The sequence below is a fragment of the Paenibacillus sp. FSL H7-0716 genome (assembly GCF_038002705.1).
GTDB lineage: Bacteria > Bacillota > Bacilli > Paenibacillales > Paenibacillaceae > Paenibacillus_AQ > Paenibacillus_AQ odorifer.
The window spans coordinates 48,514-73,623 of sequence record NZ_JBBODA010000029.1; the positions used below are offsets into that span (position 1 = coordinate 48,514).

Genomic DNA, 25,110 nt, shown 5'->3' on the forward strand with positions numbered 1-25,110 from the left:
CATTTTTTTGTTGGGATAATTTAAAAAAAGAGCAGCCCGCCAGTAAAAATACTTAGGTGGGACTGCTCTTGCTTGTTTTAATATTCTTTTCTGCTAAAGAGATTAGATCTTCAGCACAGCGCCGTTACTTGCGTTGGTAACCATTTTGGAGTAACGAGCCAGGTAACCAGTTTTAACTTTAGGTTCGAATTCTTTCCATCCTGTACGACGAACTGCTAATACTTCTTCTTCAACCAGCAATTCAATCTTCCGGTTGTTGAGATCCAGCTCAATGATATCTCCATCCTCAACAAAAGCGATCGGACCGCCTTCAGCTGCTTCTGGAGAGATATGACCGATACTGATTCCGCGGGAAGCCCCGGAGAAACGACCGTCTGTAATCAGACCGACCTTAGCACCCAGACCCATACCCACGATTTGTGAAGTAGGCGCCAGCATTTCCGGCATTCCTGGTCCGCCCTTAGGACCTTCGTAACGGATAACGACTACATGACCCTCTTTAACTTTACCGTTCGCAATACCTTCCAGTGCAGCTTCTTGGGAATCAAAGCAGATCGCAGGACCTTTATGATATCCGCCTACTGAAGCATCAACGGCACCAACCTTGATGATAGAACCCTCTGGAGCCAAGTTTCCGTAAAGTACGGCAAGACCGCCTCTTTCGGAGTAAGGGTTGTCGATAGTATGAATTACGGAAGTATCTTGGATCTCGTGTCCGATTACGTTCTCGGCTAATGTTTTGCCGGTAACGGTCATACATTCCCCGAACAGAGCACCTGGTTTCTTCAGCAGTTCATTCAATACGGCACTAACGCCGCCCGCACGGTCCACATCTTCGATAAAGATATCGGAAGCTGGAGCCAGCTTAGCCAGATATGGAACACGGTTTGCAACTTCGTTAATGCGTTCAAGCGGATAATCGATACCTGCTTCTTGAGCTAGTGCAAGGGTGTGCAGCACTGTGTTAGTAGAACCACCCATTGCCATATCCAGCGCAAAAGCGTTATCCAGGGATTCTTTAGTTACGATATCTCTTGGTTTAAGATCCAGCTTAATCAATTCCATCAGTTGTGTTGCGGATTTGCGAACAAATTCTCTACGCTCATCAGCAACAGCCAGAATCGTACCGTTACCTGGCAGTGCCAGTCCAAGTGCTTCGGCAAGGCAGTTCATAGAGTTGGCAGTGAACATTCCGGAACAAGATCCACAGGTTGGACAACCAAATTGTTCTAATTCAAGCAGCTCTGCATCGTTGATTTTGCCGACTTGGTGAGCACCAACGCCTTCAAATACCGAGGTCAGAGAGAGCTTTTTACCTTTACTATCTACGCCGGCTTTCATTGGGCCGCCGCTTACGAACATGGTTGGGATGTTAACACGCAGTGCGCCCATCATCATGCCCGGTGTAATTTTATCACAGTTAGGGATGCAGACCATGCCATCGAACCAATGCGCGGAAACTACAGTTTCCAAGGCGTCAGCGATGATCTCGCGGCTTGGCAGTGAATAACGCATGCCGATATGTCCCATAGCAATCCCGTCATCTACGCCGATCGTATTGAATTCAAAAGGAACGCCACCAGCTTCGCGAATCGCTTCCTTAACGATTTTTCCGAACTCTTGCAAATGCACATGCCCTGGAACAATATCAATATAGGAATTGCAGACCGCAATAAACGGCTTTCCGAAATCTTCTTCTTTTACTCCGGCTGCTCTCAGGAGACTACGGTGTGGAGCACGGTCAAAGCCTTTTTTAATCATGTCTGAACGCATTTTCTTGGCTGCCATAATGACATTCCCCCCTAAATGAATTTCAATCAAATATAGTGTCGCATTAACGCAATGAACTCCAAAGACCTGCGTATATACGGTTTATAGAAAGAACGGGGACCTGCTTCCTCAAAAAGAAAAGCGATGCCGTTTCTATAAAAAAAGCCGCTGTTTTGGTATAAACAGTTACCGCCTAAAATGAACGGAGAAGTCATTGTTATTAGTGAGTCTATCACAAAGAGCACGTTTTTTCTACCGGACAATGTGAAGTTTGTCGATTGACGCAAAGCGTGGGAAGTGGAGGAAAAGCTCATTTTCGAAAGGAAAGTGCTTTATTTGGAAAATGGATCAGGGCCCGGATGTATCTATTTTCCACTCTAGACAACTTTAGGAGAGCTGAGTATGATGGGAGTTACTATTTTATGGGAGGTGCTGGAAAATTGGGATTCGCCTATTATTATCGCCGCGGTGGATCGTTTTTACGGGGATGAAAAGCTAAGGAGGGAAAGGGAATGTCACAGCGTACAACTTTTTTAAATCCAATTGTAGCAAGCTCAGGAGACCCATGGGTATTCAAACATACCGATGGCTATTATTACTTTATGGCCACAAAAGCTAAATGTCTGGAGCTGACGAGATCTAGAACCTTGACCGGCCTTGCGGAGGGCGACAAGAAAGTGATCTGGTCTCCCGAACCGGGGGGCAGCTACAGTTACAATCTGTGGGCGCCGGAAATTCATCATTTGGACAACAAATGGTACATTTACTACACTGCGAATGACGGAGGAGGCGACGATTCACGACGGATTTGCGTGCTGGAGAATGAAGAGGCAAACCCGCTGGAAGGGCAGTGGGTATGGAGAGGTGCTTTGCAGACACCTGTCCCAGGGTTGGATGGAACAGTAATGTCTTTGCGGGATCAGCTGTACTTTCTGTATGCGGGATATGGTCATTTCCCTGATTATGGGTCGGCTATTTACATTATGCGAATGAGTAATCCTTGGACCTTGGAAGGGGAGCATCACCTGCTTACCGCTCCAACTCTGTCATGGGAGAAGCAAGGTGGCATGGCGATTAACGAAGGTCCGGTAATTTTGCGGCGCAACAATCGTATTTTCATGGTTTATTCGGCAAGTACGACTTGGTCTGAGGATTATGCACTAGGGATGCTCACCATGAGCGAAGCGGCAGATCCTTTGCAACCGCTGTCATGGGAAAAATCAATGTCGCCTGTATTTTGCAAAAGTGTAGAGAACGGGATTTTTGCCACGGGGCACAATAGCTTCACACGATCTCCTGATGGCAAGGAAGATTGGATAGTCTATCATGCGCTTCCTTCCGCTGGAGCGGATGTGTCTTTGCGAGCAACCCGTATCCAGAAATTTGGGTGGAAGGTGGATGGGACACCGGATTTTGGGGTTCCTTGTAGGGATACGCTTGCTCAGACCGTACCGTCGGGAGAATAAGAATAAAACAGAAAAACAAGATTGAAAAGGCCATTCATTACAGAAAAACTGTAATGAATGGCCTTTTCATGTAATGCAGATATTTTTATTCGCTTTCGATAATAATTGACGAAAAACGCCTGTGTTATAAGGGGTTTTTCGCCAAAATACAGGATGTGTAGTACGTTTTTTTAATAGGTTTGTAGTTGGTGTAGTCATATATTTGTTTGAGAAAAGATCGTAAGATTACAAAATTATTGTATGAAAGCGTTGACATATGGATTTTGGATGCTTATAATTCGATCTGAGATACAGAAAAACTGTATTAATCAAGGGGAGTTATCTACAGGGCAAAAAGGAGCGTGGTTCCAAGCTTTGGATTTGCTTAAGGCGTTGTGGCAAATATTTTATAGTGGGAGGTTAAGTATGAAGAACAATGCAAAGCGTTTTTTTAGTCTTTTATTTGTGTTGATACTGATCATTTCGACTGTAACAGCATGTAGTGGCAACAGTGCAAACAATGGGGCTGATAACGGTGGCTCCAACAACAAAGAGAACGAGAGCACAGCCAAAGACCAAATTGAGTTTACAGATATCAGCGCAGACATACGTGGCAATACAGCCCCAACGCAAGAGCAAATCGACGAAGTTAATCATTCCTTGAATGATACATACCTCGGCGACGTCTTCGATGAAGTCATTCCAAATGATTACTCAGCTTATCCTGTTAAAGGTGATGTGGTTCTGGATGTATGGATGCCTGCGAATTCCAATATTCCGGATATGAACAATCATGCTGTCCAGAAGCAGGTGGAGCAATTAACGGGAATCAAAGTAAACTTCATCACGCCGCCAATCGGCCAGGAAGCGGATGCCTTCACGCTGATGATCTCCTCCGGTGAACTGCCTGACATTATCATTGAGCCGGGACGTTATCCGGGAGGTTTTGAAGCGGGGGTAAATGACGGCGCTTATATCGATCTGACAGATCTGATGGAGAAAAATGCTCCGAACTATACGAAGTGGCGCAATTCGGATGAATCAAGAAGAAAAACCACGGTCACGGATGACGGCAAGCTGCTCGGTTTTTATGGCATCGCCCCATATTCAGAGTGGACTTGGTTTGGAACGTTGATTAAGCAAGAGGCGCTGGATAAAACAGGGCTTGAAGTTCCAAATACGATTGATGAATGGCATACCTTCCTGACAAAAGCAAAGGAAGTCGGATACAAAGCACCACTTAATTACGGCTCTACTTACGGCCAGATTTTTACCGGCATCATAAATGGCGCATATGGAGTATGGGATTGGACATTCCTTGATGAGAATGGCAAAGTGGCTTGGGGGCCAGCACAGCCGAAAGCTAAGGAATATTTGACCACCATGCAGCAATGGAACAAAGAAGGATTATTGAACCCGGACTGGGCAACAGCAGACTTTAACCAGAGAATGGCGAGTGCCATTTCGGGAGATACCGCGATGATGATGGACTCTCCGGATACGATGTGGAGTTATTGGAAAGAGCAAAGCGGTATCGACTTTGTGGGAGCACTGAACCCGGTTCTGAACAAAGGAGATAAGTCCGCAACCACGTACAAAAATTTCAAAAGAGCGGGGATCGAAGCTGCGATCACCACGCAAAGCAAAAATGTAGAAGCGGCAATGGCTTGGCTTGATTTTAATTACAGTAAAAAGGGCTGGGAATTGATTAACTTTGGTGAATACGGAACGGTCCACCTGATTGATGAGACGGGAATGCCTTATTATCCAGAGAACAGTTATATCTTTAAAGACCCTGAAGGTCAGCCCGTATCGACAACCTTATGGAAATACCGGATGCACAACTGGCCGGATATCCGGGATGAGCATCATTCCAACCCGCTGATCGCTGCCAAAGGAAGTTATTCGGGAGACATTCGCAAGAATTGGACAGAAAATATGGACACCAGTATGGCTATGCCACCTATTTCCTTTACCAAGGATGAAGCTTCGCGGGAAGCCGAGCTTGGAAACCAGCTGTCGACACTGCGCGGAGAGTATTTTGCAAAAATCATAATGGGAGACCTGCCGGTAGATGCCTATGATAAATTCTTGAAAGAAGCTCAGAGCATGGGACTGGAAGAGTTTTTGAGTATCCATCAGGCAGCCTTAGATCGATATAACAAACGATAGGTGGTTGTTTTATGGAAATATTACGAAAAAACAGAGCGATAAAGCCCATTCCTCAGGACGCCAAACCTAAAAATACCAAGCTAGTGATTAAGAAGGATTTGAAAAAGAACTGGTTTGTCTATCTGTTGGCCGTCCCTGTTGTAGCATGGTTCCTGATTTTCTGCTACGGGCCGATGTGGGGGGTTATGATCGCCTTCAAGGATTTTAAACCCCTGCTGGGGTTTGGCCAGAGTGAGTGGGTAGGGTTTAAGCACTTTATTGATTTTTTCCAAGGGCCTTATTTCTGGCGGGTCGTTAAAAACACCCTTCTCCTCAATGTTTGGGGGATTGCCTTTGGATTTACAGCCCCGATTATTCTGTCCTTGATGCTGAACGAAATCCGTGGGGTTAAGTTTAAAAAAGTGGTCCAAACGATCACCTATATGCCGCACTTTATTTCCCTGGTGGTGGTCTGCGGGATCATTCATATCTTTGCCGCAGATGAAGGGATTATCACGCAAATCCTGCAATTTATTACCGGAAAAGAGTACTCTTCACTGCTCGGCTACTCTTCCTTCTTCCGGCCGATTTATACCTTCTCCGGTATTTGGCAGAGCATCGGCTGGGATAGCATCATCTACCTTGCGGCGATGAGTTCCATCGATACTTCATTATATGAAGCTGCTGAAATTGACGGAGTGGGACGGATCAAAAAAATGTGGCATATTACGCTGCCGCAGATCAGCCCAGTTATCATCATTCTGTTTATTTTTGCCATCGGCGGGTTGATGTCATCCGGGTACGAGAAGATTATCCTGCTGTACAATCCTCTGATCTATGATACGGCGGATGTTATTGCCTCTTACGTGTATCGTCGCGGTTTAAGAGAAGCCAGTCTTAGTTATTCCACGGCTGTGGGCTTGGTCAGCTCAATCGTTAACTTCGGGCTGCTCTGGATGACCAATACAATAGCCAAACGCAGGTCCGAGGTCAGCTTATGGTAAGAAAGAGGGACAGCTATGAAAGATAATTTGCAGCGTAAAGCGAAAAAAAGACGAAAACATAAATCCATCGGCGACAGAGTGTTTGACGGCACACTTTATACTCTGCTGACCGCATTAACCTTGGTGTGTTTTTATCCGATCCTGCACATCCTGTTTGCCTCCGTCAGCGACCCCGGCATGTTGATTGCTCATAAAGGGATTTTGCTGAAACCGCTGGGATTCACTTTGGATGGCTATAAGCTGGTGTTTAAAGATAACAGTCTGATCAACGGCTATAAAAACACGATTATATATGTAGGATTAGGCACATTAGTCAACATGATCATGACCATTCTGGGAGCTTATGTATTGTCCAGACGAGGATTGTATTTCAAAAACTTCATCATGATCCTGATTACAATCACCATGTTTTTTGGCGGCGGGTTGATTCCTTGGTTCTTATTAATGAAGGATATTGGTCTGTACAATAATTTGTGGGCCATGATTTTGCCAAGTGCTTTAAGCACATGGAACATTATTATCCTGCGAACTAGCTTTCAAGCCATTCCGCAGGAATTGGAAGAAGCGGCTACCATTGACGGGGCAAGCCAGGCCCATATTTTAACGAATGTGATTCTACCGCTGTCCAAAGCTACGCTGGCCGTAATCTTTTTATATTATTTAGTGGGGAACTGGAACTCATGGTTTAATGCGATGGTGTTGTTGAAGGACAGACAGCTGTTCCCGCTGCAGCTATTAATGAAGGAAATATTAGTAGCTAATGATGCTACCGCAACCTCAATCGGCAGTGCAGGCGGGGTAGTCATCGATAGTGCCCAGAGCCAGACGGCTTTCCGCGAGCTGGTTAAGTATTGTGCGATCGTCGTTTCTACGCTTCCTATATTAATGGTTTATCCTTTCTTGCAAAAATATTTTGTTAAAGGTGTTTACGTAGGTTCGATTAAAGGATAGCGGGCAAAAAAAACAAGTTCATCTTATATAGAAATTATTTAATAGGAGTGAAGTACACCATGTTGAAAGAAGCAAGCAGCACATCCGTTCCACGTCCAGAATATCCAAGACCCCAATTTGCCCGTAAGGATTGGCTTAGCCTAAATGGAGAATGGGATTTTACGTTTGATGATGAAGATGTCGGTGAGGAAGAACAATGGTATCGGGCGGACACAAAGGATTTATTTTCACAGGTTATTCAAGTACCCTTTGCGTTTCAGAGCAAGCTGAGCGGGATTGAAGATCCTTCATTTCATGATGTTGTGTGGTACAGAAGAACTTTTGAAGTTCCTGAGGGTTGGAACGGGAAGCAGATTGTCCTCCATTTCGGCGCCGTAGATTATTTGGCAAAAGTCTGGGTGAATGGTCAGCTGGTGGCCGTGCATGAAGGCGGACATACGCCATTTCAGACCGATATCACTCCTTCGCTGATCAAAGGAAATAATACGATTATACTGCGCGCAGAGGATTTCAGCCGCGATGTCACCTTGCCGCGGGGCAAGCAATATTGGCTGGAGCAGTCTGCTGCCATCTTTTATACCCGCACAACCGGAATCTGGCAGAGTGTCTGGCTTGAACCGCTGTCTGCAGTGCATCTGAGTAAAACCATGATGACACCTGATATTGACCGCAATGAAATCCGGCTTCGGACCTTTCTGCAAGGATTTAAGTCTGCTGATCTGCTCAAGCTGCGCATAACGGTATCGTATGACGGTGAAGTGATTGCGGAAGATCAATATATGATCATGAATGCTGAGCAGCTGCGCACTATCGGCTTGGGTGATTTTGCGGATCATGGTCTTGGACGTTTATGGAGCCCTGAGCATCCGAATTTGTATGATATTCAATTCCAATTGCTTCGGAATGAGGAAGTAATTGATGAAGCAGTGAGTTATTTCGGCATGCGCAAGGTGTCGATTGAAAATGGCAAGCTATGCTTGAATAACCGCCCATATTTCCAGAGACTGGTGCTGGATCAGGGATACTTCCCTGACGGGATACTAACCGCACCTACAGACGAAGAGCTGAAACGTGATGCCCAGCTGACGAAAGAAATGGGCTTTAACGGGGTGAGAAAACATCAGAAGACAGAAGATCCCCGGTTCCTGTATTGGTGTGATAAGCTCGGCCTGCTGGTATGGAGTGAGGCAGCCAATGCTTACGAATATTCCGAGGAGTATGTCCGCCGCTTCACGAAAGAATGGCAGGAGATTATCGAGCGCGACTATAACCATCCTTGTATTGTGACCTGGGTTCCACTTAATGAAAGCTGGGGTGTGCCCAATGTCCAGATTGATACACGCCAGCAGCAGCACGGATTGGCTATGTATCATTTAACGAAATCCTTGGATGAGATGAGACCTGTTGTGTATAACGATGGGTGGGAGCATATGACTACAGATTTGGTGACTATTCATGACTATGAGAGCCATCAGGCAGTGCTGGAGGAGAGATATGCCACGGCAGAATCTTCTGTAAATGCGATGCCGGCCAACCGCAAAATATTTGTCGGTGGAGCTTCGTATCAAGGCCAGCCGATTCTCGTATCCGAGTTTGGTGGAATTGCCTTCAAGAAAAGTGAGTGGGAGGGCTGGGGTTATTCTGGGGCAGAGAACGAAGAGGATTTCCTGATGAAGCTCAAGGCTGTGGTTGACCCGATGTTCACTTCCCCGGTGATCCAAGGGTATTGCTATACCCAGCTGACGGATGTCGAGCAGGAAATTAACGGACTGCTCACCTATGATAGACAGCCCAAAGCTCCGCTTGAAGCGATCCGCAACATCATGATGCATATCCAATAAATAACATTTACTAAAAGGAGTTACACCATGACACAACAAGCAACGCTTCCGCGTCCTGAATATCCCCGCCCTGACTTTGTTCGACCAGAGTGGATCAATCTGAACGGCCAGTGGCAATTCGAAATTGATCATGGCAAAAGTGGGAAGGAACGCGGATATCCTGTTAACGAACATAATCTCTCAGGGACAATTACTGTGCCCTTCTGTCCGGAAAGCAAGCTGTCCGGTGTAGAATATAAAGATTTTATGGCTGCTGTATGGTATAAAAGGGAATTTACCGTGCCGGAGAGCTGGATAAATGGCAGAGTTATCCTTCATTTTGGCGCCGTTGATTATATGGCGGAGGTCTGGGTGAACGGCGTATCCGTAGGTACGCACCGCGGAGGATATACTCCGTTTAGCTTTGATATTACTTCTAATCTTTTAGCGGGCAGTAATGTGATTACTGTGTATGCTGAAGACGACGTTCGATCGGGACGACAGCCACGGGGCAAGCAGAGTGAACAGTTCCATTCGCACGGCTGCGATTATACACGCACTACAGGAATCTGGCAGACGGTATGGCTTGAGCAAGTCCCTGAAACCTATCTGTCTAATCTGAAAGTTGTCGCTGATCCCGACAATGGCTGTGTGCACCTCGAAATGAAGCTACAAGGGAACGCAGCGGGAGACACGCTTAGCGCTACTGCTCTTTATGGCGGCAAACCCGTTGGGGACAGCAAAGTGATCGTTTCCGGACCTTCTATAAAACTTACGATTCCACTATCAGAGATTCACTTGTGGGAAGTTGGAAATGCCAGATTGTATGACCTGAAGTTGTCCTTGCATAGTCAGGGACGGGAGAGTGACGTGGTCCATTCTTATTTTGGACTCCGCACGGTACGACTGGATGGGATGGCATTCCGGATCAATGGGAAATCCGTATTTCAGCGGTTAGTACTGGATCAAGGTTTTTATCCGGAGGGAATCTATACCGCTCCTACTGATAAAGATCTGCGCAGAGACATCGAAATCTCAATAGGGCTTGGCTTCAATGGCGCGAGGCTTCACGAGAAGATCTTTGAGCCGCGTTATCTTTATTGGGCTGACCAATTAGGTTATCTTGTCTGGGGAGAACATGCCAATTGGGGGCTGAATATTACTGGAGCGGATAGCCTGACTCACTTCCTGCCGGAATGGCTCGAAGGTATGCAGCGTGATTTCAATCATCCCGCGCTAATCGGCTGGTGCCCTTTTAATGAGACTTGGGACCGGGACGGTGTGAAACAGCATAACCCCGTGCTCCAGATTGTTTACGACGTAACAAAACGTATGGATCCAACACGTCCAGTAATTGATACAAGCGGCAACTTCCATGTGGCTACAGACATCTTCGATCTTCATGACTATGACCAGAATCCGCAGACGTTCCGGGACAGATATGAACCGATGAAAAGTGGCGGAGAAGTATTCAATACCTTCCCGGATCGCCAAACGTATGAAGGTCAACCTTACTTCATCAGCGAGTATGGCGGAATTTGGTGGAACCCGCAGCAGAAGGATGAAAAATCATGGGGGTATGGGGACAGACCGACCTCAGAGCAAATGTTTATCGAACGCTACGAGGGGTTGACGAATGTTCTATTGGATCATCCGCAGATGTTTGGATTCTGCTATACCCAGCTGTACGATGTGGAGCAGGAAGTCAATGGACTGTACACTTATGACAGACAGCCGAAGTTCGACCCCGAGCGTATCCGCGGCATCAATGCGCGTAAGGCTGCAATTGAAGATTAGAGGCGCTACGTAACTATTCATTCGAAAGGAATGTGATAGATTATGAAAGTGAATTTCCGGCAAAAATGTCTGGTCGCCTTAAGTGTTCTTCTTATTCTTCCAATGGGGAAGGTGACTCTTGCAGTCTCTGATCATAATGACTTTTACAACGTGGTTATGCAGGACGGGGCGGACCCATGGGTGTATAAACATACAGATGGCTTCTATTATTTCACCAAAACAACAGGTGGCAATGTTACTCTCTGGAAGTCAGCCCAGTTGACCACTATTGATGCAGCGCCTACTAAAGTTGTCAACACGGGCGGTAGTGGCATCTGGGCGCCTGAGCTACATTATATAAACGGAGCTTGGTATATCTACTATGCGATGGACGACGGAGATAACGTAAACCACCGCATGCATGTAATGGAGAACACAGCGGCAGACCCGATGCAGGGAACTTGGCAGTACAAAGGCCAGATCACAGATTCAAGCAATAAGTGGGCTATAGACGGTACTGTGCTGCAAGTGAACGGCGAGCTGTATTTTATCTGGTCCGGCTGGGAGGAGAATGTTAATGTGCGGCAGAATCTCTATATCGCGCATATGAGTAATCCCTGGACCATTGATTCCGGACGCGTAGAGATTTCAAGACCAACGTATAGCTGGGAAACGAATCATTCCCCAAATGTGAATGAAGGACCGCAGGTGATTATAAATGGAGAAGTCATTAGTTTGGTCTACTCGGCAAGTGGAAGCTGGACTAATGATTATTGTCTGGGACTGATCACAGCAGACATCTCCAGTGATCTGTTGAATCCGGCATCATGGAATAAACGCAATCAGCCTATCTTTTCTTCAGGAAATGGACTTTATGGACCTGGACACCATTCGTTTACAAAGTCTCCTGACGGCCAAGAGGATTGGATCATGTACCATGTCGCCAAATACAACAACGCTGGTTGGAACCGCGAGGTGCGGATGCAGAAATTCAGCTGGAATGCTGATCATACACCTAATCTGGGCATTCCCGTTGACCCTAATCTTCCGATAACTTTGCCTTCAGGTGAAACCATGCATACCCGCTACGAAGCGGAAACAGGGACATTTGGCGGCGTTGCCTATGCCTCTTCGAGTCCCAAGGGCTCGGGTGGACTTAAGGCAGGTCATATTGATACGCCGGACAGTTACGTGGAATTTTCGGTTGATGCGGCAGCCGCAGGCGAATATATTCTTTTGGCTCGAACGGCGAATGGGACGGCTGGCGGGAATTGGTCGAATTTTCAGCTTAGTGTCAATGCAGGACCTTTCGGCCCATTCTATATCACCAATAAAGGGTGGGAGAATTGGGGGCTGTCCACAGCCCGGATTCAACTGAAAGCAGGCATGAACAAGCTTCGTTTTACCAAAGGCGAAGGTTACGGAGAAATTGATTTCATTGATATTAAGCCATTGTGAATCGAACAAACCTAAGAGACATATGAAATGGCTTCCGGTTTTCCGGAGGTCATTTCTAGGTGAAAAGGCCTGTAGGTGTAATTGTTTTTCATCTCATTAAGAAGTAAGATTAGGATAATTATTAGGATACAAGGAGAGCTGATTTGTGCTGGAACTTAGCTTAAACGACCCGGAAAAATTAGTCACAGTAACGCATGCTTTATCAACTCGTTCTAGGGTTGATATTCTTCGGCTCTTAAACTCCAAAAACTTAAATATTATTGAAATCGCTGAGAGGCTGAAGCTTCCAGTCTCGACGGTAGCAAGCAATATTAAAGTGTTAGAAGCAGCAGAATTAATTCATACAGAATTGCTTCCGGCTTCACGCGGGGCGATGAAAGTTTGCAGCCGGAATTATGATGATCTTCATATTGCCTTGAATTTGAAAGAGCCGATGTCAAAGGGATTAACTCATGTCTATGAAGTAGAGATGCCGATCGGCCATTATAGCGATTGTGAGGTATCTCCTACTTGCGGAATGGCTAATAGTGAGGGTCTTATTATCAAAGAAGATGAACCGTCGAGTTTTTATCACCCTAAACATGTCAACGCTCAGCTGATCTGGCTCCGCAAAGGATTCCTGGAATATTTGCTGCCTATGGATATCCCCTCCGGAGCACAAATTGAATCGCTGGAATTATCCATGGAGATCTGTTCGGAAGCTCCGAATTATGACCAGAACTGGCCTTCGAACATCTCTGTATGGGTGAATGGTTCAGAGATTGGCATGTGGACCAGTCCCGGTGATTTCGGTGACCGGCGGGGCAAGCTGAATCCGAACTGGTGGTGGGATGGATCTACACAATACGGGTTTCTCAAGACCTGGCGTGTTGACCATGAAAAGACGACACTTGATATGGAGAAGGTGTCGAATGTTTCCTTAAATGATCTTCTGATTAACCGGAGCCCCAAATTGCGGCTGCGCATTGGAATCAACCCTGATGCAGTTCATCAAGGCGGACTTAACCTGTTCGGGCGCCAGTTTGGCGATTATGAACAACATATTATGATGAAGGTAAAATATACCATGGATCAGGATGAAGTTGAACTTTAGCTTAGGAGATGAACAAAGCAAGGCAGTTCCTCAGAAACGAATCTTCGTATCCAAGGAACCGCCTTGCTTTGTTTGTTCTGGATGTAAAGTTAGAGTGTGCGCCGTAGGGCGGCACGCTGAAGGGTGATCATCCAGTCAACGGACGGCTCAACCAGCGGGTGAAAGAGCCGTTTAACTGACGGCTGAGCCAGCAATACGGTGAATAATAAGGCGGTGAGCAGCAGGACTACTGCCCCAGCAGCATTGCCAATATAGGTGTAAATCCCGGAAACGGCAGCCAGACGAACGATAAAACCATGAAGCAGGAAAACATACAACGTGCGGCGTCCCCAGTCGGTCATGCGGCTCGCTCCGTAAGGTACAAGACCGAGGAAAGCAAGTGAAGCGACAATTTGTAGTCCGTACAGTCCCAGGCGGTATACGCCTGCATACCATACATTGGCATCAAGCTGCATATAGGTCATGTTGCCATATAACCAGCCAAAGGGAAATCCTGCTCCCCATGTGGCCATGATGGCAAGGAGTAGAACGGAGGCTGCTGCTGCAAAGATTTTGATATATTTCTGATAGAGCTTGACGAAGGTTTCGAAGGAGAAATGATAGCCGATAATGAAAAAAGGCAAATATACAAAGGTACGGCTGATGCTAAACCATACACCGTCCAGCTGGAGATATCCGACAGCCACCCCCGCTGCTACAGCGAAGAGGAGCTTAGCGGTTATGGACCATCTGCTCATACCGAGCATCAGGAGGCGCCAGCAGGCATGACTGGCCAGAAACCATAGGAGCAGATAGGGTGCGAAAATGGAATGCTGGATGTTGCTTACATGAAAGAGGGAAATGTCGAGTGCGGAATATAAGCTTTGAAAAATGAGGTATTGCAATCCAATTTGCAGCAGCATTTTACGGCCGGTAGTTCCGGCAAGGCTTTTTCTGGCGAAATAGCCGGTCACCAGTACGAACAGCGGCATGTGAAAGCTGAAAATCCACATATATAATCCGTGTATTCCGCTCATTTTGTTAATCAGAGGTTCAATTGCATTACCGGCAAAAACAGTGATAATAAGCATAAAACGCAGGTTGAGAAAAAAGGTTTCTCCGCGCGTTTCCAGCGAGTTTTCCCCTACCATGATTTAGCCTCCAAATTATGCTGTATGCAAATTAATTTAATTTTAAAATACTAGATTTTCTTTGATTTAATTGTGAATTAAGTCACAAAGGAAAGCGTTATCATGTGTGCGAAATGTGGCGATGTGTTGAAGGTTGTTAGAATAGAGGGATTCCACTATAATTTTTATATGCATTAACATCTGGGAGTGGAACATGTTGAAGAGAAGAATAACTAAGCGTCGCGCCGCTATTTTTGTATTGATTATTTTAGTTGTAGCCGGGTTGCTGATATGGAAGTATTTGACGCCATATGCACCGGCTCAAGAAGCCGAAACCGCACTGATTTCAAGTGGTGGAGTTACCGTCGAACAGAATGATAATTGGATTTCGTTCGAACCTTCCATTACTAAAGGCGCCTCGATTATATTTTATCCTGGGGCTTTGGTTAAACCGGAAGCTTATTCCCCTCTTGCGAAGAGCGTCGCTGCTGCAGGGCATCCCTTCTACATCGCCAAAATGCCGTTTAATTTAGCGGTAACGAAGGGGGATGCCGCAGAAGAGATTATTCGTGTGCATCCGAAGCAATCTTTTGTGCTGGGTGGACATTCACTTGGGGGTGTCATGGCCTCACGTTACGCAATGGAGCATACGGACCAGCTGGAAGGTGTATTTTTCTTAGCCTCTTATCCAGATGAAAAGGGCAGTCTACGAGAGACTACTTTGTCAGTGTTATCGGTTGTGGGTACTGAGGATCAAGTGATTGACAGAGACAGCTATAACAAAGGCCGCTCCTATCTGCCAGATAATACAGTTTATAGTTCAATCGTAGGTGGGAATCATGCGCAATTTGGCAGCTACGGGCCTCAGAAGGGGGACGGCGAAGCCACAATATCCGAGGAAGAACAGCGGAGTCGCACAGTAAGTGCCCTGTTGGATTGGCTTGGAAATCTGAGGTAGTTACGGGTCATTCAACAGAGGGAGGAAACAATTCATGCCAGTATTACACATTAACGATGAATGCGTTCCCTGCTCCGGAATATTGTTTGATAAAGACGGGACATTACTCGATCTATTAGCCACCTGGGGGAATTGGGCGGAGCTTGTGCTGCTTGGACTGGAAGATCAACTTGCGATCATGGGAGCGGGATTTATTGTAGAGCGCAGCAAGGTGCTGGGTACGCAACATGATCCGCAAGGGAAGTTAATAGGGTACGACCCGGCGGGGCCGCTTACCATGGCTACAGAGGAAGAAAGTTACGGTGTACTCGCATGGCAGCTATATGCAGCAGGAGTTCCTTGGAATGAAGCACTGACCCGTGTGAAAAGCATAACTAAAAACGCGATGTATGAATTACGCCGACGCCGTATGGCACAGCCTTTAGCGGGACTTCATTCTTTTTTGGAGCAATGCTCTGCGGCATCTCTTAAGCTTGGCGTGGTTACCTCCGACGGGGCAAAGACCACCGGAGAGCATTTGGAATGGCTTAATGTGGCAGGCTATTTTGATTCGGTAGTCACTAGGGACAGAGTCAAAAGCGGAAAACCAGCTCCTGAAATGGCTGAATTGGCCTGCCGGGAGCTAGGGCTTTCGCCTGAAGAGACGATTATTATTGGGGACAGTAATGCCGATATGCAATTAGGTAAAGGTGCAGGGCTTCGCCTCGCAATTGGGATTTCCGCCAGTGGTGATGGGAAGCACCTAATAGATGCAGATGTAATCATTTCCGGTTTTAATGAGCTCTGGATCACTTACTGATCAGCTAATAAAAGGAAAGGATGTGCTACTTAGCATGGATCAATTGCAGACACTTGCTTCTTGGATCAAAGAAAGTGACAACATCGTTTTTTTCGGAGGGGCGGGTACGTCTACAGAGAGTGGAATTCCCGATTTCCGCTCCGCAGCTGGATTATATCAAACTCAGCACAATTCACCTTATCCACCTGAAGTGATGCTGAGCCGAACTTTTTTTATGTCCTCACCGGACATTTTTTTTGATTTTTACCGCAGTAAAATGATTCATCCAGAGGCCCGTCCGAATGGTGCGCATCAGCTGCTAGCGGAGTTGGAACAGCAGGGGAAGTTGAAAGCGGTGATTACGCAAAATATTGACGGCCTGCACCAGCAGGCGGGCAGCCGTAGTGTCCTAGAGCTGCATGGTTCCATCCATCGCAACTATTGTATGGACTGCTCACGGTATTACGGGCTGGATCAACTGCTGGAAATGACTGAGATCGTTCCACGCTGCCCGGAATGTGGCGGAATTATCAAGCCGGATGTGGTTTTATATGAAGAAGAATTGGATCATTCCGTGCTTATGGGCTCTGTCGCAGCGATTGCCTCTGCAGATATGCTTATTATTGGTGGGACCTCGCTAACGGTTCAGCCTGCGGCCAGTCTGGTGACTTATTTCCGGGGAAAACGTACGGTGCTGCTGAACGGAGATCCCACACCTTATGATGATCAAGCGGATCTGCTGATTACAGATCGAATTGGAAAAGTAATGGGCAGTGTCAAGGATCTATTAAGCTAGGAGGAAAAAGCTGTCCTTTGGTTTCTCTTGCCAGATTATTATTACGCTCAGAAGTTTAAAGATAAGGTAGGCTCACAACAGCGTGTAATGAGAGGCAGGGATAGGCAATGGTATATGTAGCAGATGATAAACGGTATGACAACATGCGTTATAATCGTTGCGGGAACTCAGGTCTCAAGCTCCCAGCAATCTCATTAGGATTATGGCAGAATTTTGGTGGGATCGATAATTACGAGAACGGCAGAGAAATGATCACTCGTGCTTTTGATCTTGGAATTACCCATTTTGATCTGGCCAACAACTATGGTCCACCAGCTGGTTCAGCAGAAGAGCTGTTCGGTAAAGTTCTTGCCAATGATATGTTTCCTTATCGTGATGAAATAGTGATCTCTACAAAAGCAGGGTATAACATGTGGCCCGGCCCTTATGGCGAATGGGGTTCACGTAAGTATATGCTGGCTAGTCTGGATCAGAGCCTGAAGCGGCTAGGCCTAGATTATGTTGATATTTATTACTCTCATCGTCCAGACCCGGAAACACCGCTTGAAGAAACCATGCAGGCGTTGGATTATGCGGTGCGTTCTGGCAAAGCTTTATATATAGGACTATCCAACTATAATGCGGAGCAGACGGCTGAAGCCCTCAGCATTCTACAAAGCCTGGGCACACCGCTCTTAATCCATCAGCCTAGTTATTCTATGCTCGATCGTTGGATTGAGGGCGGCTTACAGGATGTACTGGAACATAGTGGTGTAGGAAGCATCGCTTTTACACCCCTGGCTGAAGGCTTGTTAACCAACAAATATTTGAATGGTATTCCAGAAGGGTCAAGAGCTGCCAAGCCGTCTGCCGCCTTGAATGAGAGCCGGATTACACCGGAGGTGCAGCGGAGGATTCGCGCACTTAATCAGCTTGCGGTTTCACGAGGACAGAGTCTGGCTCAGTTTGCACTGGCTTGGACACTCCGGGGTGGCAAGGTTACTTCTGCCCTAATTGGAGCAAGCAGAGTGGATCAGATTGAAGAGAATATAGCTGCTTTAGCTAATCCTGATTTCAGTCCGGAGGAGTTAGAGCGGATTGAAACGATTCTAAAGACAGAACTATAGCATATTGAACACAGTAACAGCCCGGTTCCTTACGTTAAGGAAGGCGGGCTGTTGTTGTATAGTGGATTTGTGGATTAAAGGGCAAACTAACGTTAAGGTTTCTCTGCTTGTCTTGTTGTAGTCATCCGGTAAGCCGTCGGTGACTGGGCACAAAACCGTTTGAATTGGCGAGAGAAGTATAGAGCATCGGTGAGCCCCACAGATGCTGCTACCTGTTCCACGGACAGCTCCGGTCGTTCACGCAGCAGCTGTCTGGACTTTTCAATCCGCAGCTTCAGCAAGTAGGTCACCGGAGATAATCCGGTCTCTTGCTTAAATACACGGGACAGGTAGGCTCGATTATAACCCAGCGTATCACACATTTGTTCAATAGAGACCGGGTGCGCATATTGAGAAGCCATGTAGTGGATCATTTGCTTCACAGTACGCTTAACCTGTGATTCTGCGCCGGGCAGACGGGAGAAGGAAGAGAGCAAATCTGCTGCTTCGCCGACAATGAGATAGAGATACCCAAGCGAAGTCAGATGGGCACTCTCTTTGTTGGCGTTGAAGGCTTGCATGATGCTGGACAGGGCACCCGGAATGAGGCTTTCATCTGTTGTAGTCACCACAGGCTGTTGTGGTGTGAACCCTGTCTGCAGCACCAGATCGTCAGCTTCGCTGCCAGTAAAAGCTGCCCAGCGATAGCACCAGGGCTGGTCTTTATCCGAGACGTAACTGACTAATTGTCCCGGATGGATCAAGAAGCAGTCTCCTTTACCCAACTCATATTTATGATGTTCTGTACGGAAAACGCCCGAGCCAGATTCTATGAAATGCAGCAAATAATAATCATAGATCTTGGGTCCAGCTTGATGCATGGGCAGGGTCTGACTCTGGCCGGCAAACAGTACATGAAGGTTCTGTTTATCGTAATACACTGGATTGGATCCTACGGAATAAGTATGCTCCATTTGGGACAGCCTTTCTTGTGTTAATGTTATTTAATGGCTTATAGTTTAGAGAGTAACAGTAATATATGTAATTATTATATTATGGGAAGTCACATTTATCCATACATTACACACATGATTGCATTATCAGAGGATGAATGAATCTATTATAATGAATACATAAAGAACGCTTTACTAATTCCCACTGGCTGAAGCAGCGAAAGGATGGAGTGGCATTAATGAGCATACAGGAACTTAATAACAAATTTATTGAAAAATATGGGGTGAGCGGGGAAGAGGCTAAGGTGTTTTATGCACCAGGTCGTGTCAATCTCATCGGGGAGCACTTGGATTATAACGGGGGGTATGTACTTCCCGCAGCTTTGGAATTCGGTACAACGCTGATTGTGCGTCCACGTAGTGACAGCAAAGTGAATTTTGCATCAACTAATTTTCCTTACGAAGCTTCTATTGATTATAGCGAAATTGGCAAGGCCAAAACGGGTGAATGGATTGACTATCCGATTGGGGTAATGGTTGAGCTGGATAAGAAAAGCACCCCAGTATCCAAAGGGTACGATCTGCTGTTCCATGGCGATATTCCGAATGGAGCAGGCTTGTCCTCCTCGGCCTCTCTTGAAGTTGTTACTGCTTATGCGTTCCTGACTCTCGAAGGTGGCGATACAGACACGGTTGAGATTGCACTTTTGTCCCAGCGTGCTGAGAACCAGTACGTAGGTGTAAACTCCGGAATAATGGATCAATTCGCAGTTGCTAACGGCAAACGTGATCATGCGATTCTGCTGATGTGCGACACACTTGAGTACAATTTGGTACCGTTCATCACAGGTTCATACAAATTGGTTATCGGCAACACGAACAAACGCAGAGGGCTTGTAGATTCCAAGTACAATGAACGCCGTCAGCAGTGTGATGAGGCATTGGCTATTTTGCAAAAAGAAGTGCCTTCACTAGCTTATCTGGCACAGCTTAATCGTGAACAGTTCGAAGCACATCAAGATAAAATCACAGACGAAATTGTAAGACGCCGCGCTCGCCATGTTGTGGAAGAGAATCAACGCGTGCTAGATTCCGTTGAGGTATTAAAAAACAATGATCTGAAGCAGTTTGGACAGTTCATGAATGATTCGCATGCGTCCTTGCGCGATTTGTATGAAGTTAGCTGTGCAGAGCTTGATATTATGGTTGAAGAAGCTGGGCGTATCCCAGGCACACTTGGTTCCCGTATGACTGGCGCGGGTTTCGGAGGCTGTACAGTATCTTTGGTACATGAAGATGATATAGAACGATTTATTCGTGAAGTTGGTGAAGCCTATACCACAAGATCTGGTTTGGTTGGCGAGTTCTATGTTTGCGGCATCGGTAATGGTGTCCAAGAATTGAAGGGAGTGTAATCAGATGGCGATTTTAGTAACAGGTGGAGCAGGGTATATTGGGTCTCATACTGTAGCGGAGCTGCTGGATCGTGGTGAAGAAGTGGTGGTCATCGACAATCTGCTAACAGGGCATCGTGAGGCGTTGCTGGGTGGCAAGCTGTACGAAGGTGATCTGCGTGATAAAGAACTGCTGGGTAAGCTGTTCGCTGAAAATGAGATTGAAGCGGTTATCCATTTTGCTGCAAGCTCTTTGGTCGGAGAAAGCATGAAGGACCCTGTAAAATATTATGACAACAACGTATATGGTACACAGTGTCTTTTAGAAGCTATGCAAAAAGCTGGCGTGAACAAGATCGTATTCTCGTCCACAGCCGCAACCTACGGCGAACCGGAAAAGGTGCCGATTGAAGAAACAGACCGCACTGAACCAGCCAATGTGTATGGAGAAACTAAGCTGACCATGGAACGGATGATGGCTTGGTTTGACAAAGTACTGGGCATCAAATACGTAGCCTTACGTTACTTCAATGCAGCTGGCGCACATGCCAGTGGCAAAATCGGTGAAGACCATCGTCCAGAAAGTCATTTGGTGCCGCTGGTATTGCAAACGGCCTTGAAGCAACGTGACAGTATCGCAGTTTTCGGAGATGACTATCCTACAGAAGACGGTACTTGTGTTCGCGACTACATCCATGTCAGCGATCTGGCTGACGCCCATGTTCGTGCGGTAACTTACCTGCGCAGCGGAAGCAGCAGCAATATTTTCAACCTGGGCAATGGACTTGGATTCTCGGTAAAACAGGTGATTGAAACGGCGAAGAAGGTTACTGGACTTGAAATTCCTGTAGTCATCCAAGAACGCCGTGCCGGCGATCCGGCTGTGCTGGTAGCTTCCTCCGACAAAGCGCGTAGCGTCCTTGGATGGAACCCGCAGAATGCAGATTTGGAAGATATCATTCAAAGTGCATGGAACTGGCACTCTGCCAATCCGCAAGGATACGGAGAATAAGGGACTTTAGGTTAGCTTAACTTGAACTTGAGACCCTACTGAAGGAGAATTAAAATGCACAACGAGAATAAGATTACGCCTGCTGGCCACAAAGCATTACATGCGATTGAGCAGCTTGTTCTGTTCGCACTGCGCCAGCAGCTCATAGCTCCATCCGATGAAGATTATAGCCGTAATGTGCTGCTCGAACAGTTCGGGTTCAGTGAGCCGCATGTAGGTGACATCGATCAAAGTCCATTGGAAGGGCCGCAGGCTCCACTCGATGCACTGATTGATTATGGTTTTGAAATCGGATTGATCCCAGAGAATAGTGACACTTACCGTGACTTGCTGGATGCCAAGATTATGGGACTTCTCATGGCCCGTCCTTCGGATGTAAATGCTGAGTTCTATAGTCTGACTGCTGAAAAAGGCATCTCCGCGGCTACAGACCGTTTTTATAAATTGAGCATTGATTCGAACTATATTCGGATGGATCGGATCTCGAAGAATGTCTATTGGCTGCAGGATTCGCAATACGGAGACATTGAAATGACGATCAATTTGTCCAAGCCTGAGAAAAATCCGAAGGAAATCGCAATGGCTCGGCTGCTCCCGCCGCCAGTCTACCCGAAATGTCTGCTGTGCCGTGAGAATGTAGGTTATGCCGGACGGATCAATCATCCGCCGCGCCAGAACCTGCGTATCATTCCGCTTAACCTGAATAATGAAAAATGGTTCTTCCAATACTCGCCATATGTTTACTACAATGAGCACTGTATTGTATTCCATCATGATCATGTGCCCATGAAGCTTACCAAGGATACCTTGAAGCGGCTGCTTAGCTTCGTGGAATCATTCCCGCATTATTTTATTGGCTCAAATGCAGACTTGCCGATTGTTGGCGGCTCTATTCTGACGCATGACCATTTTCAGGGCGGCCGCCACACGTTCCCGATTCAAAAAGCGCCTAAGGAAGATACATTTACACATGCATCTTATCCGGGTGTCAGCATTAATATCGTAAAATGGCCGATGTCCGTATTGCGCTTAAATGGAGAAGATCCTGCCGTTCTACTGGAATGCGGAAATGCGCTTTATGAAGCTTGGAAAGCCTACAGCGATCCAGAGGCGGAAGTGCTAGCCTTTAGTGAGGTTGACGGTGAAGTGCAACCTCATAATACCGTTACTCCTATCGTCCGCCGGGCCGAGGACGGCAGCTTCGAGATGGATCTTGTGCTGCGGAATAACCGGACTAATGAGCAATATCCTGAAGGGATTTTTCATCCGCACCGGGAAATGCATCATATCAAAAAAGAAAACATCGGCTTGATTGAAGTTATGGGACTGGCGATTCTGCCGGGCCGTTTGAAGGAAGAGCTTGATTCCATCGCAGGTATTCTTGCAGGAGATCAAGCGCTGTTAGAAGCGGTGAAGAATGACCCTAGTCATTCTCTTGCGCAGCATGCGGCTTGGATTCAGGAGCTGGTGGAGCGATTCGCTACTGCACTGCAACACGAGGAAGCGCTCAAGATTGTGCAGAACGAAGTTGGCATCAAGTTTACACATATTCTTGAACACGCTGGCGTTTACAAACGGACTCCAGAAGGTCAAGCGGCTTTCCGCCGTTTTGTAACAAGCTTCGGTGCTTTGTAGTAAGTGAATTTGGATTTAAAGATGTCCTCAAGCCTATGGGCTTGGGGCATCTTTTTTTATTCGGGGTGACGAAATCCAGCCACCTAATTTGAATGCGGGTAAACAGAGGTTTATAATACGAAGGAGTAAGACATTATGAATTAACTACTGGAGGTTTACACATATGCGTAAATTTGAATTTTATAATCCTACCAAGCTGATTTTTGGACAGGGTACCCTTGAAGCTTTGAAGACGGAGGTTCCTAAGTACGGTAAAAATGTGCTTTTGATGTACGGTGGTGGCAGTATCAAGCGCAGTGGTCTGTACGAAAAAGTAGTTGCTGAGCTGAGTTCAATAGGCGCTACAGTGACTGAACTCTCTGGAGTAGAACCCAATCCACGTCTTTCCACAGTACATAAAGGCGTAGAGCTGTGCCGGGAGCATAATATTGACCTTGTTCTCGCAGTAGGGGGCGGGAGCGTATTGGACTGCGCAAAAGCTGTTGCTGTTGGAGCGAAATATGATGGTGATATGTGGGACTTTGTAGAGCGTAAAGCAGCGGCCCAAGACGCGCTTCCACTGGGCACAGTGCTGACAATGGCTGCTACGGGATCCGAAATGAATAATGGCTCCGTAATCACAAACGAGGTTACTAAGGAAAAAATGGGCTGGGGCAGCGTGCATGCCTACCCGGCATTTTCGATTCTTGATCCAGAGAACACTTTTTCTCTGCCACGTGATCAGACCGTTTATGGCATGGTGGACATCATGTCACATGTACTGGAGCACTATTTCCATACAGACGGCAATACACCGGTACAAGACGGGTTCTGTGAAACTTTGCTGCGCACTGTAATTGAAACTGCGCCGAAGCTTATCGAAGATCTGAATAACTACGAGCTGCGTGAGACCATCATGTACTGTGGTACGATGGCGCTTAACGGAATGGTCAGCATGGGTTTCGCCGGAGATTGGGCGACTCATAATATCGAGCATGCAGTATCGGCTGTATACGATATTCCACATGGCGGAGGTTTGGCGATTCTGTTCCCGCAATGGATGAAATATAACCTCAGCACAAATCCTGCGCGTTTCCGTCAGCTTGCAGTAAATGTGTTCGGAGTTGATCCTGCTGGCAAGACTGATGAAGAAATCGGGCTGGAGGGTATCGAGGCTCTGCGTAATTTCTGGGATTCCATCGGTGCGCCGAAGACGCTCGGTGATTATGATATTGATGACAGCGAGATCGGCAGTATGGCTGACAAGGCTGTTCGTTTCGGAGCGTTTGGTAATTTCCGCAAGCTTGAGCGTGAAGATGTAGTTGAGATCTATAGAATGGCTTTGTAAGTAACTCTTCTACGAAAAGAGACCATATTTCTTTATTCTAGAAGCCGCAAAAGCATGTCAAAGAAGCGATTCCTCGTTATGGAGGAATCGCTTCTTGGTGTTTATGGTCTAGTGTGACTTGCTCCTCTTACGGTACTTTTCTGTCGCTCTCATCACAAGGTTTCGCTGCCGCTGACCGAACTCCACTGCGGCTGGCGGAACCTCCGCTGCGGCTGTCCGAACTCTGCTGCCGCTGACCGTGTCTCGCTGCGGCTGTCCGAACTCTGCTGCCGCTGACCGTGTCTCGCTGCGGCTGTCCAAACCTCCGCTGCCGCTGTCCGTACCTCCGGCTACCGCTGTTCGCACCTCGACTGCATCTGACTAACCTCCGTTGCCGCTGACAGATACCCACTGCCGCTGACCGAACTCCGCTGCGGCTGTCCGAACCTCCGCTGCCGTTGTCCGAACTCCGCTGCGGCTGTCCGAAACTCCGCTGCCGTTGTCCGAACTCCGCTGCGGCTGACAGATACCCACTGCCGCTGACCGCTCCTCATCTATCACTGTTCGTTCCCGTAATCTAATCCGTCGACCGTCCTCCACAGTCTTACGGACCCAG

General features: G+C 47.0%; 21 protein-coding genes. 16 read left to right on the forward strand and 5 right to left on the reverse strand.

Going from position 1 to position 25,110, the window contains the following annotated elements; all coding sequences use genetic code 11:
• Positions 1 to 102: 102 nt before the first annotated feature.
• Positions 103 to 1,788: a dihydroxy-acid dehydratase gene (ilvD, locus tag MHH60_RS26115; RefSeq protein WP_076134060.1), complete on the reverse strand. Its 1,686-nt coding sequence runs from the start codon at positions 1,786 to 1,788 to the stop codon at positions 103 to 105.
• 494 nt (positions 1,789 to 2,282) lie between these two features.
• Between ilvD and MHH60_RS26120 the strand changes: the two genes are divergently transcribed.
• The 8 genes from MHH60_RS26120 to MHH60_RS26155 all read left to right on the forward strand — a co-directional run bounded on the left by MHH60_RS26120 (position 2,283) and on the right by MHH60_RS26155 (position 13,468).
• Positions 2,283 to 3,236, forward strand: a complete 954-nt coding sequence (locus MHH60_RS26120) for a glycoside hydrolase family 43 protein (protein WP_076134061.1) — start codon at positions 2,283 to 2,285, stop codon at positions 3,234 to 3,236.
• A gap of 405 nt (positions 3,237 to 3,641) precedes the next feature.
• Positions 3,642 to 5,387, forward strand: coding sequence for an extracellular solute-binding protein (locus tag MHH60_RS26125; RefSeq protein ID WP_076134062.1), 1,746 nt, complete (start codon positions 3,642 to 3,644; stop codon positions 5,385 to 5,387).
• Positions 5,388 to 5,398: 11 nt separating this feature from the next.
• Entirely contained in the window at positions 5,399 to 6,370 is a 972-nt protein-coding gene (locus MHH60_RS26130) for an ABC transporter permease (RefSeq protein WP_036680973.1), read from the forward strand.
• Between the two features lie 15 nt (positions 6,371 to 6,385).
• On the forward strand, positions 6,386 to 7,321 hold the full coding sequence (locus MHH60_RS26135) for a carbohydrate ABC transporter permease (RefSeq protein WP_076126337.1): 936 nt from the start codon (positions 6,386 to 6,388) through the stop codon (positions 7,319 to 7,321).
• Positions 7,322 to 7,380: 59 nt separating this feature from the next.
• Positions 7,381 to 9,162 carry a glycoside hydrolase family 2 protein gene (locus MHH60_RS26140; RefSeq protein WP_111503127.1) on the forward strand — a complete coding sequence of 594 codons (1,782 nt, stop codon included), beginning with the start codon at positions 7,381 to 7,383 and terminating at the stop codon, positions 9,160 to 9,162.
• A gap of 27 nt (positions 9,163 to 9,189) precedes the next feature.
• Positions 9,190 to 10,938 carry a glycoside hydrolase family 2 protein gene (locus MHH60_RS26145; RefSeq protein WP_076134063.1) on the forward strand — a complete coding sequence of 583 codons (1,749 nt, stop codon included), beginning with the start codon at positions 9,190 to 9,192 and terminating at the stop codon, positions 10,936 to 10,938.
• Between the two features lie 42 nt (positions 10,939 to 10,980).
• Complete coding sequence (locus MHH60_RS26150) at positions 10,981 to 12,375, forward strand: family 43 glycosylhydrolase (RefSeq protein ID WP_076134064.1); 1,395 nt, start codon at positions 10,981 to 10,983, stop codon at positions 12,373 to 12,375.
• A 145-nt stretch (positions 12,376 to 12,520) separates the two neighbouring features.
• On the forward strand, positions 12,521 to 13,468 hold the full coding sequence (locus tag MHH60_RS26155; RefSeq protein ID WP_076126345.1) for an ArsR/SmtB family transcription factor: 948 nt from the start codon (positions 12,521 to 12,523) through the stop codon (positions 13,466 to 13,468).
• Between the two features lie 89 nt (positions 13,469 to 13,557).
• On the opposite strand, the gene MHH60_RS26160 is transcribed toward MHH60_RS26155, so the two are convergent.
• Positions 13,558 to 14,598: an acyltransferase family protein gene (locus MHH60_RS26160; RefSeq protein WP_076134065.1), complete on the reverse strand. Its 1,041-nt coding sequence runs from the start codon at positions 14,596 to 14,598 to the stop codon at positions 13,558 to 13,560.
• A 193-nt stretch (positions 14,599 to 14,791) separates the two neighbouring features.
• Between MHH60_RS26160 and MHH60_RS26165 the strand changes: the two genes are divergently transcribed.
• The 4 genes from MHH60_RS26165 (at position 14,792) to mgrA (ending at position 18,215) form a co-directional block, all read left to right on the forward strand.
• The gene (locus tag MHH60_RS26165; protein ID WP_076134066.1) at positions 14,792 to 15,535 is read left to right on the forward strand and encodes an alpha/beta hydrolase; all 744 of its coding nucleotides are present in this window, start codon (positions 14,792 to 14,794) and stop codon (positions 15,533 to 15,535) included.
• 34 nt (positions 15,536 to 15,569) lie between these two features.
• Complete coding sequence (locus tag MHH60_RS26170) at positions 15,570 to 16,334, forward strand: HAD family hydrolase (protein WP_076134067.1); 765 nt, start codon at positions 15,570 to 15,572, stop codon at positions 16,332 to 16,334.
• Positions 16,335 to 16,368: 34 nt separating this feature from the next.
• Positions 16,369 to 17,109 (forward strand): NAD-dependent protein deacylase, encoded by a 741-nt coding sequence (locus MHH60_RS26175; protein WP_076134068.1) that lies wholly within the window; start codon positions 16,369 to 16,371, stop codon positions 17,107 to 17,109.
• A 107-nt stretch (positions 17,110 to 17,216) separates the two neighbouring features.
• On the forward strand, positions 17,217 to 18,215 hold the full coding sequence (gene mgrA, locus MHH60_RS26180; protein WP_076134069.1) for an L-glyceraldehyde 3-phosphate reductase: 999 nt from the start codon (positions 17,217 to 17,219) through the stop codon (positions 18,213 to 18,215).
• A 92-nt stretch (positions 18,216 to 18,307) separates the two neighbouring features.
• On the opposite strand, the gene MHH60_RS26185 is transcribed toward mgrA, so the two are convergent.
• Positions 18,308 to 19,168: an AraC family transcriptional regulator gene (locus MHH60_RS26185; protein WP_076134070.1), complete on the reverse strand. Its 861-nt coding sequence runs from the start codon at positions 19,166 to 19,168 to the stop codon at positions 18,308 to 18,310.
• 218 nt (positions 19,169 to 19,386) lie between these two features.
• Between MHH60_RS26185 and MHH60_RS26190 the strand changes: the two genes are divergently transcribed.
• The 4 genes from MHH60_RS26190 (at position 19,387) to MHH60_RS26205 (ending at position 24,515) form a co-directional block, all read left to right on the forward strand.
• The gene (locus MHH60_RS26190; RefSeq protein WP_076126360.1) at positions 19,387 to 20,562 is read left to right on the forward strand and encodes a galactokinase; all 1,176 of its coding nucleotides are present in this window, start codon (positions 19,387 to 19,389) and stop codon (positions 20,560 to 20,562) included.
• Positions 20,563 to 20,566: 4 nt separating this feature from the next.
• The gene (galE, locus tag MHH60_RS26195) at positions 20,567 to 21,553 is read left to right on the forward strand and encodes a UDP-glucose 4-epimerase GalE (RefSeq protein WP_076134071.1); all 987 of its coding nucleotides are present in this window, start codon (positions 20,567 to 20,569) and stop codon (positions 21,551 to 21,553) included.
• A gap of 54 nt (positions 21,554 to 21,607) precedes the next feature.
• Complete coding sequence (locus MHH60_RS26200; protein WP_076134072.1) at positions 21,608 to 23,188, forward strand: UDP-glucose--hexose-1-phosphate uridylyltransferase; 1,581 nt, start codon at positions 21,608 to 21,610, stop codon at positions 23,186 to 23,188.
• A gap of 163 nt (positions 23,189 to 23,351) precedes the next feature.
• On the forward strand, positions 23,352 to 24,515 hold the full coding sequence (locus MHH60_RS26205; RefSeq protein ID WP_076134073.1) for an iron-containing alcohol dehydrogenase: 1,164 nt from the start codon (positions 23,352 to 23,354) through the stop codon (positions 24,513 to 24,515).
• Positions 24,516 to 24,623: 108 nt separating this feature from the next.
• Here the strand turns inward: MHH60_RS26205 and MHH60_RS26210 are convergent, their stop codons facing one another.
• Together MHH60_RS26210 and MHH60_RS26215 are read right to left on the reverse strand one after the other, a co-directional pair.
• Positions 24,624 to 24,860, reverse strand: a complete 237-nt coding sequence (locus tag MHH60_RS26210; RefSeq protein ID WP_076134074.1) for a hypothetical protein — start codon at positions 24,858 to 24,860, stop codon at positions 24,624 to 24,626.
• A gap of 15 nt (positions 24,861 to 24,875) precedes the next feature.
• Positions 24,876 to 25,110: hypothetical protein (locus tag MHH60_RS26215; RefSeq protein ID WP_341161175.1), on the reverse strand; the 235-nt coding region annotated here is incomplete at its 5' end.

Excerpts from the sequence above, each read along its gene's own strand:
- ilvD (WP_076134060.1), bottom strand. The coding sequence starts at position 1,788 with ATGGCAGCCAAGAAAATGCGTTCAGACATGATTAAAAAAGGCTTTGAC.
- MHH60_RS26120 (WP_076134061.1), top strand. The coding sequence starts at position 2,283 with ATGTCACAGCGTACAACTTTTTTAAATCCAATTGTAGCAAGCTCAGGA.
- MHH60_RS26125 (WP_076134062.1), top strand. The coding sequence starts at position 3,642 with ATGAAGAACAATGCAAAGCGTTTTTTTAGTCTTTTATTTGTGTTGATA.
- MHH60_RS26130 (WP_036680973.1), top strand. The coding sequence starts at position 5,399 with ATGGAAATATTACGAAAAAACAGAGCGATAAAGCCCATTCCTCAGGAC.
- MHH60_RS26135 (WP_076126337.1), top strand. The coding sequence starts at position 6,386 with ATGAAAGATAATTTGCAGCGTAAAGCGAAAAAAAGACGAAAACATAAA.
- MHH60_RS26140 (WP_111503127.1), top strand. The coding sequence starts at position 7,381 with ATGTTGAAAGAAGCAAGCAGCACATCCGTTCCACGTCCAGAATATCCA.
- MHH60_RS26145 (WP_076134063.1), top strand. The coding sequence starts at position 9,190 with ATGACACAACAAGCAACGCTTCCGCGTCCTGAATATCCCCGCCCTGAC.
- MHH60_RS26150 (WP_076134064.1), top strand. The coding sequence starts at position 10,981 with ATGAAAGTGAATTTCCGGCAAAAATGTCTGGTCGCCTTAAGTGTTCTT.
- MHH60_RS26160 (WP_076134065.1), bottom strand. The coding sequence starts at position 14,598 with ATGGTAGGGGAAAACTCGCTGGAAACGCGCGGAGAAACCTTTTTTCTC.
- MHH60_RS26165 (WP_076134066.1), top strand. The coding sequence starts at position 14,792 with ATGTTGAAGAGAAGAATAACTAAGCGTCGCGCCGCTATTTTTGTATTG.
- MHH60_RS26170 (WP_076134067.1), top strand. The coding sequence starts at position 15,570 with ATGCCAGTATTACACATTAACGATGAATGCGTTCCCTGCTCCGGAATA.
- MHH60_RS26175 (WP_076134068.1), top strand. The coding sequence starts at position 16,369 with ATGGATCAATTGCAGACACTTGCTTCTTGGATCAAAGAAAGTGACAAC.
- mgrA (WP_076134069.1), top strand. The coding sequence starts at position 17,217 with ATGGTATATGTAGCAGATGATAAACGGTATGACAACATGCGTTATAAT.
- MHH60_RS26185 (WP_076134070.1), bottom strand. The coding sequence starts at position 19,168 with ATGGAGCATACTTATTCCGTAGGATCCAATCCAGTGTATTACGATAAA.
- MHH60_RS26190 (WP_076126360.1), top strand. The coding sequence starts at position 19,387 with ATGAGCATACAGGAACTTAATAACAAATTTATTGAAAAATATGGGGTG.
- galE (WP_076134071.1), top strand. The coding sequence starts at position 20,567 with ATGGCGATTTTAGTAACAGGTGGAGCAGGGTATATTGGGTCTCATACT.
- MHH60_RS26200 (WP_076134072.1), top strand. The coding sequence starts at position 21,608 with ATGCACAACGAGAATAAGATTACGCCTGCTGGCCACAAAGCATTACAT.
- MHH60_RS26205 (WP_076134073.1), top strand. The coding sequence starts at position 23,352 with ATGCGTAAATTTGAATTTTATAATCCTACCAAGCTGATTTTTGGACAG.